The following is a 12,039-nucleotide window of genomic DNA, read 5'->3' as shown; positions in this document are numbered from 1 at the left end:
TACCTTTCCTCTAAAAAGAAAAATCTCCTGCTCTTATATTCGCATGTAACTTACTTGTATCTAATTAATTATACTTATAGTCCGTAAATTTTCCCACAAAACGCCTAAGACGACAAGTATTTTGTCGTCTGAACTAGTAAAGTTTGTTACTTTCCTCTTCAGCCTAAAAGGACTACGCCGGTGTCCAATCCCTCTATAGATACAATAATTTTGTAAACGCGCTCATGTGGCAGCACAAAGGTAATTATGTTGTCGATAGAGGTATATCGGAAAGGTCTATCCGACCAATAACGATTCTAATGCTTGAATATCATTTTGCCATTCCGCCTGCTTTTCAAGCCGCTTGAGGTAAACATCTATAAAATCCTCGTCTTTTGTCAGCATATGCCATACTGCGACCAATAGTTTTCGGGCGATGGCTACTTGTATCTTCATCTTGTTCTTATGGCGTTGGGTGCATTGCACGTAGCTGAAATTTGAGAAAAAGCAGTTTCGGGTTCTTGATGCGACCCAGGATATTTCAATCAATATCTGACGCAGGAATCGGTTCCCATGCGTCGTCCTGTTGCTTTTGACTTTATTGTTGCTTATATCATTGCGTGGTTTCAATCCACACCATCCCACTAGGTTTGTTGCTTTTTCAAACGGTTTCATGTCAGCCCCGGTCTCCGCAATTATAGCCGAAGCGGCGCGTTCTTTAACACCGGGGATACTCTGTAGACGTTTGAATTGTTTCGGGAAGTGTTCCTGGCACATGGCAATGAGAGCATTCCTGCATTCTTCGATTTGTCTCTCGATTACCTCTATAAGCTCTGCGTATTGCTTTAACAAACAGATGTCTGCCTGGTGAAAGTCACCCGTTACGGCATCCTTTATGATGTTGCGTCCGTATTTCCGTAGAGTTTTTCCATGAATGAGTTTCACCAGCTCCTCAGGGTCGGTTATCCCGGTTATTATTGCACGGACGCACTTCTGATAGCTTTTTCCATTGACTCGGGATACATAGTTACTTAACCGAAAACCACATCGCTGTAAAGCAGCGTCCTGTTTATTGCTGTTATACGTCAGGTCTTCATTCAGGTCGAAGATGCGACGGTTATACTTGCGCATGTCCTGCACTCTCTTATCTGGCACAAAACTTCCACGAATCAGATTCTTCAACAAGCATTCCGCTATCCATTGGGCATCCTTCACATCACTCTTGCGACCGGGAAGCTGCTTTATAAAATAAGGATTTACCAATTTGAGAGACATGCTCTCGCACAAGGCATTCCACACAGGGACCCAATAGGTCGAAGTGCTTTCCATTGCTGCCTCTGTCACCCCATGAGAAACCATCTCGGAACACATAAGTTCTAAATCAGGAGTCAATGTACCATAAACTTTTGCAAAAATAACGGCCTCTGTATTATCCATCACACAGAGATAAATTGTATCTTTGTGGACATCAAGGCCGGCCACGATTCTGTCTTTGTCCATATTTGAGATTTTTTAGTTACACTCCTTAAATATAGGACATTCGTAACAATTAAACGAAGTATGAAGCAGAGTTTGAGGGTTGGCCTCGGTTTTTATTGTGCCGGTGTAGAAAAACTCGATTTTTCTATATAATTTTGTAGACAAATAATCTAAAAATAAATATACTAGAGAATGAAAAAGTTAATCTACACATTGTTCTTTGTCTTTATCTCCGTTGTAGCCAACGGGCAGGCAAAGTACGTATTCTATTTCATCGGGGATGGAATGGGAGTCAATCAAGTAAATGGTACGGAGATGTATCAGGCGGAAATTCAAAATGGCCGTATTGGTGTTGAACCTTTGTTATTTACTCAATTCCCGGTTGCTACTATGGCAACTACTTTCTCTGCTAAAAATTCAGTAACCGACTCTGCTGCTGCAGGTACTGCATTAGCAACAGGCAAGAAGACTTATAATCATGCAATTTCTGTGGGAGAGGACAAGAATGCTATTCAGACTGTAGCTGAAAAGGCAAAGAAAGCTGGTAAGAAAGTTGGTGTAACTACTTCTGTTAGTGTAGATCATGCTACTCCTGCCGCATTCTATGCACATCAACCCGATCGTAATAGATATTATGAAATAGCTTTGGATTTGCCAAAAGCAAATTTTGATTTTTATGCAGGTGGTGGTTTTCTTAAACCGACTACATCTTTTGACAAGAAAGAAGCTCCAAGTATTTTCCCTATTTTTGAAGAAGCCGGATATACAGTAGCACGTGGCTACAATGACTATAAGGCAAAAGCAGCAAAAGCAGAAAAGATGATCCTGATTCAGGAAGAAGGTGCTAATCCATCTTGTTTACCTTATGCTATCGATCGTAAAGAAGGTGATTTGACTTTAGCGCAGATTACAGAAAGTGCCATTGATTTTCTTACTAAAGATAATAAGAAAGGGTTTTTCTTGATGGTAGAAGGTGGCAAAATAGACTGGGCGTGTCATGCGAATGATGCTGCTACAGTGTTCAACGAAGTAAAGGATATGGATAATGCTATCAAGGTAGCTTATGAGTTTTATAAAAAGCATCCGAAAGAAACCCTTATTGTCGTTACTGCCGACCATGAAACAGGTGGTATCGTGCTGGGTACAGGAAAATATGAATTGAACCTGAAAGCATTGCAGCATCAGAAACATTCTGCTGACGGACTTTCACAACGTATCAGCGAATTGAGGAAATTAAAAGGCAATAAAGTGACTTGGGAAGATATGAAAACATTCTTGGGCGAAGAAATGGGTTTCTGGAAACAATTCCCTATTTCTTGGGAACAGGAAAAGAAATTACGTGATGAGTTTGAAAAATCATTCGTGAAGAATAAAGTCGTATTTGCTGAAAGTATGTACTCTAAGAGTGAACCGATGGCTGCACGTGCTAAGGAAGTGATGGATGAGATTGCTATGGTAGGTTGGGTAAGTGGCGGTCACTCTGCCGGTTATGTACCTGTATTCGCTATCGGCGCAGGTTCTCAACTGTTTGGAGAAAAGATTGATAACACGGAGATTCCTAAAAGAATTGCGAAAGCAGCCGGATACAAATAAATATCGGTAAAGACATAAAAAAACCGGGAGTCCAAAAACTTCCGGTTTTTTATATATGTTCTTGTCAATTATGCTTTTACACGTCCTACATAAGAACCATCGCGAGTGTCGATTTCAATTGTTTCACCTTCGTTGATGAACAATGGAACACGTACGGTTGCTCCTGATTCTACAGTGGCAGGTTTCAGCGTGTTGGTAGCTGTATCACCTTTCACGCCCGGTTCTGTATAAGTCACTTTCATTTGAACCTTGATCGGCATATCTGCATAAAGAACAGTTTCAGTAGAAGCGTCAGAAACAACTTCCAATACTGCACCTTCGAGCAGGAAGTCAACACCGTTAATCAAATCGTGAGCGATAGGGTGTTGGTCGAATGTTTCCTGGTTCATGAAGATATAATCTTCTCCTTCTTTATACAAAAATTGGTACGGACGACGTTCTACGCGTACATCTTCCAACTTTTCACCGATGTTGAAACGGCGTTCAAGAACGTAACCGCTGACTACATCTTTCAGTTTAGTACGCATGAAAGTATTACCTTTACCTGGTTTTACATGCAGGAATTCGATACAGAAATAGAGCTTTCCGTCCATACGGATACAAGTTCCGTTTTTGATGTCTTGAGCATTAATCATACTGCTATTTTTCTTAATATATTATTGTTATTTAATTGTTTTCGCAGGAATTCGACTGCAAAAGTAATCTAAATCGGTAAAAAACACAAAAACTTTTGAGCAAAAATGAGTTATCTCTTGGTTAATTTAAAAAAAGTGCCTATTTTTGCAGCCCGATTACGTAGAATAATAACATAAAAACAAGATACAGTAATGAAAAGAACATTTCAACCCTCTAACAGAAAGAGAAAGAACAAACACGGTTTCCGTGAGAGAATGGCATCGGCTAATGGTCGTAGAGTATTAGCTGCTCGTCGTGCAAAAGGCAGAAAGAAACTGACTGTTTCTGATGAGTACAACGGACAAAAGTGATAATCACTTGTCATCAGGAAACAAAAAAGGCGGGGAATTTAATCTTCGCCTTTTTTGTTTCCTGATTTTCAGGAGAATAGTATGTTAAAAAGCGCTATTGTTTGCTCTTGTTTATGACTTTTTGCTTTTCTTTGTGGAATAGAACAAGACTCATAAACAAACATACGTAATAGAAGAGCGGATTCGGGGGATTTGAAAACCCGCATAAATATAATAAGGTTGTTGAAATCTATAGGAGTGGGGATTATAGTTGCAGCAATTCTGGCGATGATAAGCGTTCTTGCATAATAGATGAGGACATTTTTCATCGCCTACTTTTTAAAAGTTCAACTATTTTGTCGTATCTTTGGCGCATATTAACAGCAATGCGTATGACTATTAAAGAATTCTTTTCTTTTAAAACAAATAAATTCTTCTGGGTGAATATGATCGCCATGATTGTTGTGGTGGTAGTGATGATATTCGGTGTATTGAAATGGCTTGATATACATACTCATCATGGTGAAACTGTTGCCGTTCCCGATGTGAAAGGGATGACGGTGGACGAAGCAGCGAAAATGTTCCGGAATCACGGTTTGGTATATGTGATTTCCGATACCAAATATGTAAAGGATAAAGCAGCAGGTATCATTCTCGAACTGAAGCCGGGAGCCGGCGAGAAAGTGAAAGAAGGACGCACAGTATATCTGACTGTCAATACGTTGGATGTCCCTTTGCGTGCTATTCCCGATGTGGCGGACAACAGCTCGCTCCGCCAGGCGCAGGCTAAATTGCTGAATGCCGGTTTCAAACTGAATCAGGTTCAATTGGTAAATGGTGAGAAAGACTGGGTATACGGCGTGAAGTACCAGGGACGTCAGTTGGCTGCGGGTGAGAAAATTCCTGTGGGATCTTCGTTAACATTGATGGTCGGAAACGGCTCCGGTGATACGTCGGAAGAAGATTCAGCCGATGTTTCCGTAGATACGGACCAGCCGGTTACGTCAGAATCGTCATCTACTCAAGATGATAGTTGGTTTTAATAGATAAATAACAGAAACGGACTCGCATGATAGAGGAAGAACTTCCGGATGAACTGGAGAATGATTTGGACGATATAGAACCTGTCGGTGACGAATCCCAGCTTTACGAACACTTCCGCGTGGTTGTAGATAAGGGACAGGCGATGGTCAGAGTCGACAAATATCTGTTCGAACGTATTGTCAATGCTTCGCGCAACCGTATTCAGAAGGCTGCCGAAGGCGGATTCGTTATGGCCAATGGCAAGCCGGTGAAGAGTAGCTACAAAGTGAAACCGCTGGATGTCATAACGGTGATGATGGATCGCCCCCGTTATGAAAACGAAATTATTCCTGAAGATATTCCCCTTACTATTGTTTATGAAGATCCATACGTAATGGTGGTGAATAAACCGGCAGGGTTGGTAGTGCATCCGGGACACGGAAACTATCACGGCACGCTTGTCAATGCGCTCGCCTGGCACATGAAGGATATACCGGATTACGATGCCAATGACCCGCACGTGGGACTTGTTCATCGCATCGACAAAGATACTTCGGGCTTGCTGGTGATTGCCAAGACACCGGATGCCAAAACAAATCTGGGACTCCAATTTTTTAATAAGACTACCAAACGCAGATATCGTGCTCTGGTGTGGGGCGTTGTGGAACAGGATGAAGGAACGATTGTCGGTAATATCGCCCGCAATCCGAAAGATCGGATGCAGATGGCGGTGATGTCCGACCCGACGGTGGGCAAGCATGCCGTTACGCACTACCGTGTATTGGAAAGACTGGGATACGTAACCCTTGTGGAATGTATACTTGAAACAGGACGTACCCATCAGATCCGTGTCCACATGAAGCATATCGGTCATGTATTGTTCAATGACGAACGCTATGGCGGGCATGAGATACTGAAAGGAACTCATTTTAGTAAATACAAACAGTTTGTAAATAATTGCTTTGACACTTGTCCCCGACAGGCTTTGCATGCTATGACGTTGGGGTTTGTGCATCCCGTCACAGGTGAGGAGATGTACTTTACTTCCGAACTTCCGGATGACATGACCCGGCTTATCGAGAAGTGGAGAGGCTATATAAGTAATAGAGAATTAGAATGAAACGCAACATCGCTATCGTAGCAGGAGGGGATACCTCTGAAATCGTAGTTTCCCTGCGTAGTGCACAGGGCATTTATTCCTTTATTGATAAGGAAAAGTATAATTTGTATATCGTGGAGATGGAAGGCCGTCGCTGGGAAGTACAATTGCCGGACGGAAATAAAGTGCCGGTAGATAGAAATGACTTTAGTTTTACGAACGGAACGGAAAAGGTTGTGTTCGACTTTGCTTATATCACCATCCATGGTACGCCCGGTGAGGATGGTCGCCTGCAAGGCTATTTTGATATGATGCGTATACCGTATTCCTGTTGTGGAGTATTGGCAGCTGCCATTACATACGACAAGTTTACCTGCAATCAATATCTGAAAGCTTTTGGAGTGCGCATTGCCGAATCATTGTTGCTGCGCCAGGGACAATCGATTTCTGACGAGGAAGTAGTGGAAAAGATCGGTCTGCCTTGTTTTATCAAGCCTAGTCTGGGAGGTTCGAGCTTCGGAGTTACGAAAGTAAAAACAAAAGAACAAATACAGCCGGCCATTGTTAAAGCTTTCGGAGAGGCGCAAGAAGTACTTGTAGAAGCGTTTATGGATGGAACGGAACTGACTTGCGGCTGCTATAAGACCAAAGAGAAGACAGTTATCTTCCCGCCTACGGAAGTGGTGACGCACAATGAGTTTTTTGATTATGATGCTAAATATAATGGACAGGTAGATGAAATCACTCCTGCGCGTATCTCGGACGAACTGACCAAGCGTGTGCAGATGTTGACTTCGGCTATCTATGATATATTAGGTTGCTCCGGCATTATCCGTGTAGATTATATTGTGACTGCCGGTGAAAAACTGAATCTTCTCGAAGTAAACACTACTCCGGGAATGACTACTACCAGCTTTATTCCCCAGCAAGTGCGTGCAGCCGGACTGGATATAAAGGATGTGATGACCGATATTATTGAAAACAAATTTTAATCACGTGATGGATCTGACAGAGTTTAATGAAATTCGTCCTTACAATGATGAGGAACTTCCTCAAATCTTTGAGGAACTGATTGCCGATCCGGCTTTTCAGAAAGCTGCTACCGGGGCTATACCGAACGTTCCATTTGAACTTCTGGCGCAGAAAATGCGTGCCTGTAAGACTAAACTTGATTTTCAGGAGGCATTTTGTTATGGCATTTTGTGGAAGATAGCGGCAGATCATACCGCCGGGCTGACTCTGGATCATACCGCCATACCGGATAAAAGTAAAGCTTATACGTATATATCGAATCATAGAGACATTATTCTCGATTCGGGCTTTCTCTCTATTTTGTTGATTGACCAGGGAATGGATACGGTAGAAATAGCGATTGGAGATAATTTGCTGATTTATCCCTGGATTAAGAAACTGGTACGTGTCAATAAATCATTCATTGTGCAGCGGGCATTGACCATGCGGCAAATGTTGGAATCTTCAGCGCGTATGTCCCGTTATATGCATTACACCATTTCGGAGAAAAAACAGTCTATTTGGATTGCGCAGCGTGAAGGACGTGCAAAAGATTCGAATGACCGTACGCAAGACAGTGTGTTGAAAATGCTGGCAATGGGTGGTGAAGGTGATTTGATAGACCGTTTGATGGAAATGAATATTGCTCCGCTTGCTATTTCATACGAATATGACCCGTGTGATTTTCTGAAAGCGCAGGAGTTTCAGTTGAAGAGAGACATCGAAGGGTATAAGAAGACGACGCAGGACGATTTGATTAATATGCAAACCGGTCTTTTCGGATATAAAGGCAGGGTACATTTTCAGGTTGCCCCTTGTCTGAATGATGATCTGAAAGAGTTGGACCGTTCGTTGCCGAAACCGGATTTGTTTGCCCGTATCTCTGCCTGTATTGACCGCCGCATTCATCGTAATTACCGGATATATCCGGGAAATTATGTGGCGTACGATTGGCTGAATGGCACAACGGAATTCGTGTCCAATTACACGGAAGAAGAGAAACAACAGTTTATGAACTATATTGAACAACAATTGGCAAAGATCAAGATTCCGAATAAGGATGAAGACTTTTTGCGTGAGAAGTTGTTATTAATGTATTCCAATCCGTTAGTTAATTATTTAGCAGCTTGCCGATGAAAAGAAGAAAATTACATGTTATTTGGTTGTGGGGATTGCTTTTCCTGATGACTGCCTGTGGAGATGATGATTATTATTATCCTTCGGTGAAACTGGAATTTGTGACTGTAGAGGCCGGGGAAGACGGTCGTATACAAACGCTTATTCCTGATAAGGGAGAGGCTTTGCCTGTGGCGGAAGACCGTACGGGTTCTACTATTGCCGCAAATACCTCCAGACGTGTAATGAGTAACTATGAAGTGCTTCCGGATGGAAGTGCGGCTACTATATATTCTTTGCAATCGCTCATTGTGCCGGTGCCTAAGCCGGAAGATGATCCTGTGTATAAAGACGGTATAAAGCAAGACCCGGTAGAGGTGGTCAGTATCTGGCTGGGGAGGGATTATCTGAATATGATTCTGAATCTAAAAGTCAGTACAGGCAAAGGACATACTTTCGGCATAGTGGAAGATGTGTCTGAACTTAAAACAAATGGTATTGTGAATATGTTATTATACCATGATGCGAACAGTGATGAAGAATACTATAATCGGCGTGCTTACATCTCTGTTCCTTTGGCGCAATATATTGATGAAGAGCATCCTGGCCGGACTATGAATATTAAGTTTAAATATTGTACGTACGATAAGGATGGATCTGCGGTAGTATCTGAAAAGTATTGTGATCCCGGGTTTGACTATACTCCTGGGCAGAATTGAATAATAGAGTATATATGTTTAAATTGAATCAATTAATCGTGGGGATATTTTTATTTCTCTCTTCCCTTTTCTCTTGTCAGCAGAAAGGAGATTTTCAATCCATGAATGTAGAGGAATTTGATTCTCTTATTCAGAATGAGGATATACAACGTCTGGATGTCCGCACACTTGCGGAATATTCGGAGGGGCACATCACGAAGACAATCAACATCAATGTGATGGATGATTCTTTTGCTTCAATGGCTGATTCATTATTACAGAAGGATAAACCGGTGGCTGTGTATTGCCGTAGTGGTAATCGGAGCAAGAAGGCTGCGGCAATTTTGAGTGAGAAGGGCTATAAGGTCTTTGAGCTTGATAAAGGATTTAATTCCTGGCAGGAGGCTGGCAAAGAAATAGAGAAATAAGGTAAAGTAAAGAGCGGGCGGTAAGTAATAGCCTGCTTTTATTTTAAATACAATAAGAACAAAAGAACATCTCAATTTTCAAATCCTGTTTTTATATTTATAAGTAGGATTTTAAGGAGATGTTCTTTTGTTCTTATGCGTTGATGGAAAAGGCTTTTCGGCCTCTTTATTTTTCGGTTATTTTAGTCCTTCCAATAGTCTCTTCAGAACGACAGTTGCCGAGATTTCACGATTAGCAGCTTCCGGAATAACGATTGATTGCGGGCTTTCGATCACATCGTCTGTCACAATCATATTTCTGCGAACCGGAAGACAATGCATGAAATAAGCGTTGTTGGTAACTGCCATTTGACGGTCGCTGACTGTCCAATCACGATCTTTACTTAATATCTGTCCGTAATTGTCGCCAGAATAAGCTGCCCAGTTCTTGGCATATATAAAGTCGGCTCCTTCGAAAGCCTTCATCTGGTCGTATTCTACTTTTGCGTTGCCTACAAATTGCGGGGCGAGTTCATAACCTTCGGGGTGGGTGATGACAAATTCGTAATCCGTTGCGTTCATCCATTCGGCAAAAGAATTGGGAACAGCTTGTGGCAATGGACGTGGATGTGGAGCCCAGGTCATGACCACTTTAGGACGTGCTGTTTTCTTGTATTCTTCAATGGTAATCAAGTCGGCAAAGCTCTGCAATGGGTGGCGTGTTGCCGCTTCCATCGAAAAGACGGGACGTCCGGAGTATTGGATAAATTGATTGATAATCGTTTCCTGATAGTCAAAGTCGCGGTTTTCGAAACGGGCGAAAGAACGTACTCCGATGAGATCACAATAACAGCCCATCACCGGAATGGCTTCTAAGATATGTTCCGGTTTATCGCCATCCATAATTACGCCACGTTCGGTTTCCAGTTTCCATGCACCTTGATTGATATCTAGTACCATTACATTCATTCCCAAGTTGATTGCAGCTTTCTGTGTGCTAAGGCGGGTGCGCAGACTGGAGTTGAAGAAGATCATCATCAAAGTCTTGTTTCGTCCCAGTTCTACATATTTGAAACGATCTTTTTTAATTTCGAATGCTTCTGCAAGGGCTGATTTTAAATCGCCGATGTCCTGTACGCAAGTAAATTTCTTCATATCATTTATCTTTTAATTCTTAATTTTCAATTAGTTTCGTTCAATACCTTGTTTGATTTTTAACGATAACGGTATCGTCTCAATTTCTTCTCGTTTGCCCGTCTCCTTCGATGACCCATTTGTAAGAGGTGATCTCTTCCAGTCCCATCGGACCGCGCGCATGTAGTTTTTGCGTACTGATTCCGATTTCTGCTCCTAATCCGAATTGCGCTCCGTCAGTGAAGGCAGTAGATACATTGGTGTATACGCAAGCTGCATCCACAATCTTTGTGAATAAGGCTGCACGTTCCTTGTTTTCGGTAACAATACACTCGCTATGTTTGGAGCTGTTTTCCTGAATATGGCCTAAGGCATCTTCGAAGCTTTTTACGGTCTTGACAGCCATTTTATAATCTAGAAACTCTGTGCCGAAACTTTCTGCTTTGGCGTGTTCCAGAAGTTCGGCAGGATAGCGGCCTTCTAATGCTTGATAAGCCTGTGCGTCAGCATAGATAATGACATGGCTGTCTTTTAGTTTCTCGCAAAGCATAGGGAGATCGGTCAGTCTTTTCTCATGTATAATGGTGCAGTCCAGCGCATTACATACGCTAACCCTGCGTGTCTTCGCATTGTGAATAATAGCTGCCCCCTTGTTTACATCTCCAAATTCATCAAAGTAAGTGTGACAGATACCTGCCCCTGTTTCAATAACGGGAATTTTTGCATTCTCGCGTACGAAATGAATCAGGCTGCTGCTGCCTCTGGGGATAATCAGGTCTACGTAACCCACAGCATTCAGCAATGCTGCCGTAGCTTCTCTATCAGCCGGAAGTAGTTCTACAATGTGTGGATTGATATTGAATTTCTTCAATACTTCGTGAATCACACTGATGATAGCCCGGTTGGAACAATCGGCATCACTTCCTCCTTTCAATATGCAGGCATTTCCACTCTTTAAACAAAGGGAGAAAACATCAAAACTGACATTCGGACGGGCTTCATAAATGATTCCTATCACTCCGAAAGGAACACTGACTTTTGTCAATCTCATCCCATTGGGACGAACGCTTTCTTTCAGCACTTTACCTAAAGGAGAGGGGAGTGTCGCTACATTGCGTGTGTCGGCAGCAATGCCTTTTAAACGTTCTTCCGTCAATTTCAACCGGTCGTACTTCGGATCATTTTTGTCCATCCGTGCGAGGTCTTTTTCATTCTCTGCAAGAATGAAAGGTGTTTCTGCAATTGCTGCGTCAGCTACTGCATTTAAAATCTGATTGATGATGTCATCATTCAGCAAGGCTAATTCCCGACTTGCCACCTGTACGGCAGCAAAGGTCTCGTTTAAATTTGTAGTCATTTGCTCCTTTTTTGCATTAAATGGAAAGATAAACTATGCAAATATAGTGAATGATGTGAATAAAACTTGTTGAAAACAGAAATAAATGTTGCTTTTGTGATGGTATATAGATTGTAGAGACATATAGTTCTAATTTCGTATCTCTTTTTCTGATTAGTTGAAAATTCATTTCGGTATA

General features: G+C 42.0%; 12 protein-coding genes. 8 read left to right on the top strand and 4 right to left on the bottom strand.

Annotated elements, in window-relative coordinates; translation table 11 throughout:
* Positions 1–276: 276 nt before the first annotated feature.
* The gene (locus tag DW173_RS11905) at positions 277–1,479 is read right to left on the bottom strand and encodes an IS110 family transposase (protein ID WP_008021897.1); all 1,203 of its coding nucleotides are present in this window, start codon (positions 1,477–1,479) and stop codon (positions 277–279) included.
* A 171-nt stretch (positions 1,480–1,650) separates the two neighbouring features.
* Here DW173_RS11905 and DW173_RS11900 point away from each other — a divergent pair, with 171 nt between their 5' ends.
* Complete coding sequence (locus DW173_RS11900; RefSeq protein WP_118196049.1) at positions 1,651–3,051, top strand: alkaline phosphatase; 1,401 nt, start codon at positions 1,651–1,653, stop codon at positions 3,049–3,051.
* A 68-nt stretch (positions 3,052–3,119) separates the two neighbouring features.
* Here the strand turns inward: DW173_RS11900 and efp are convergent, their stop codons facing one another.
* On the bottom strand, positions 3,120–3,686 hold the full coding sequence (gene efp / locus DW173_RS11895) for an elongation factor P (RefSeq protein ID WP_004312989.1): 567 nt from the start codon (positions 3,684–3,686) through the stop codon (positions 3,120–3,122).
* Between the two features lie 192 nt (positions 3,687–3,878).
* Between efp and rpmH the strand changes: the two genes are divergently transcribed.
* The 7 genes from rpmH to DW173_RS11855 all read left to right on the top strand — a co-directional run bounded on the left by rpmH (position 3,879) and on the right by DW173_RS11855 (position 9,391).
* Complete coding sequence (gene rpmH / locus DW173_RS11890; protein WP_004299762.1) at positions 3,879–4,037, top strand: 50S ribosomal protein L34; 159 nt, start codon at positions 3,879–3,881, stop codon at positions 4,035–4,037.
* Positions 4,038–4,408: 371 nt separating this feature from the next.
* Positions 4,409–5,059 carry a PASTA domain-containing protein gene (locus DW173_RS11880; RefSeq protein WP_008016764.1) on the top strand — a complete coding sequence of 217 codons (651 nt, stop codon included), beginning with the start codon at positions 4,409–4,411 and terminating at the stop codon, positions 5,057–5,059.
* Between the two features lie 26 nt (positions 5,060–5,085).
* Positions 5,086–6,159, top strand: a complete 1,074-nt coding sequence (locus DW173_RS11875; RefSeq protein WP_004312991.1) for an RluA family pseudouridine synthase — start codon at positions 5,086–5,088, stop codon at positions 6,157–6,159.
* Positions 6,156–7,130, top strand: coding sequence for a D-alanine--D-alanine ligase (locus tag DW173_RS11870; RefSeq protein ID WP_004312992.1), 975 nt, complete (start codon positions 6,156–6,158; stop codon positions 7,128–7,130). The genes DW173_RS11875 and DW173_RS11870 overlap by 4 nt, the downstream gene beginning before the upstream one ends.
* Before the next feature lie 7 nt (positions 7,131–7,137).
* Positions 7,138–8,286 carry a 1-acyl-sn-glycerol-3-phosphate acyltransferase gene (locus DW173_RS11865; protein ID WP_117683204.1) on the top strand — a complete coding sequence of 383 codons (1,149 nt, stop codon included), beginning with the start codon at positions 7,138–7,140 and terminating at the stop codon, positions 8,284–8,286.
* Complete coding sequence (locus DW173_RS11860) at positions 8,283–8,984, top strand: hypothetical protein (protein WP_008024467.1); 702 nt, start codon at positions 8,283–8,285, stop codon at positions 8,982–8,984. The genes DW173_RS11865 and DW173_RS11860 overlap by 4 nt, the downstream gene beginning before the upstream one ends.
* A 14-nt stretch (positions 8,985–8,998) precedes the next feature.
* Positions 8,999–9,391 (top strand): rhodanese-like domain-containing protein, encoded by a 393-nt coding sequence (locus DW173_RS11855; RefSeq protein ID WP_004312995.1) that lies wholly within the window; start codon positions 8,999–9,001, stop codon positions 9,389–9,391.
* Between the two features lie 177 nt (positions 9,392–9,568).
* Here the strand turns inward: DW173_RS11855 and DW173_RS11850 are convergent, their stop codons facing one another.
* Both DW173_RS11850 and DW173_RS11845 read right to left on the bottom strand, forming a co-directional pair.
* On the bottom strand, positions 9,569–10,525 hold the full coding sequence (locus tag DW173_RS11850; protein ID WP_008024468.1) for an acetylornithine carbamoyltransferase: 957 nt from the start codon (positions 10,523–10,525) through the stop codon (positions 9,569–9,571).
* Positions 10,526–10,604: 79 nt separating this feature from the next.
* On the bottom strand, positions 10,605–11,861 hold the full coding sequence (locus tag DW173_RS11845) for a glutamate-5-semialdehyde dehydrogenase (protein ID WP_008024469.1): 1,257 nt from the start codon (positions 11,859–11,861) through the stop codon (positions 10,605–10,607).
* Positions 11,862–12,039: the final 178 nt, after the last annotated feature.

Source organism: Bacteroides sp. AM16-13 (assembly GCF_003602705.1).
In the GTDB taxonomy this organism is placed as follows: domain Bacteria; phylum Bacteroidota; class Bacteroidia; order Bacteroidales; family Bacteroidaceae; genus Bacteroides; species Bacteroides xylanisolvens.
The sequence above is the reverse complement of the archived record's forward strand: the minus strand, read 5'-3'. Positions and strand labels throughout refer to the sequence as shown.

Bases quoted from the DNA above. Each gene is read 5' to 3' on its own strand.
- DW173_RS11845 (WP_008024469.1), bottom strand. From the start codon at position 11,861: ATGACTACAAATTTAAACGAGACCTTTGCTGCCGTACAGGTGGCAAGT.
- DW173_RS11855 (WP_004312995.1), top strand. From the start codon at position 8,999: ATGTTTAAATTGAATCAATTAATCGTGGGGATATTTTTATTTCTCTCT.
- DW173_RS11870 (WP_004312992.1), top strand. From the start codon at position 6,156: ATGAAACGCAACATCGCTATCGTAGCAGGAGGGGATACCTCTGAAATC.
- DW173_RS11865 (WP_117683204.1), top strand. From the start codon at position 7,138: ATGGATCTGACAGAGTTTAATGAAATTCGTCCTTACAATGATGAGGAA.
- DW173_RS11860 (WP_008024467.1), top strand. From the start codon at position 8,283: ATGAAAAGAAGAAAATTACATGTTATTTGGTTGTGGGGATTGCTTTTC.
- DW173_RS11905 (WP_008021897.1), bottom strand. From the start codon at position 1,479: ATGGACAAAGACAGAATCGTGGCCGGCCTTGATGTCCACAAAGATACA.
- rpmH (WP_004299762.1), top strand. From the start codon at position 3,879: ATGAAAAGAACATTTCAACCCTCTAACAGAAAGAGAAAGAACAAACAC.
- DW173_RS11880 (WP_008016764.1), top strand. From the start codon at position 4,409: ATGACTATTAAAGAATTCTTTTCTTTTAAAACAAATAAATTCTTCTGG.
- DW173_RS11900 (WP_118196049.1), top strand. From the start codon at position 1,651: ATGAAAAAGTTAATCTACACATTGTTCTTTGTCTTTATCTCCGTTGTA.
- DW173_RS11875 (WP_004312991.1), top strand. From the start codon at position 5,086: ATGATAGAGGAAGAACTTCCGGATGAACTGGAGAATGATTTGGACGAT.
- efp (WP_004312989.1), bottom strand. From the start codon at position 3,686: ATGATTAATGCTCAAGACATCAAAAACGGAACTTGTATCCGTATGGAC.
- DW173_RS11850 (WP_008024468.1), bottom strand. From the start codon at position 10,525: ATGAAGAAATTTACTTGCGTACAGGACATCGGCGATTTAAAATCAGCC.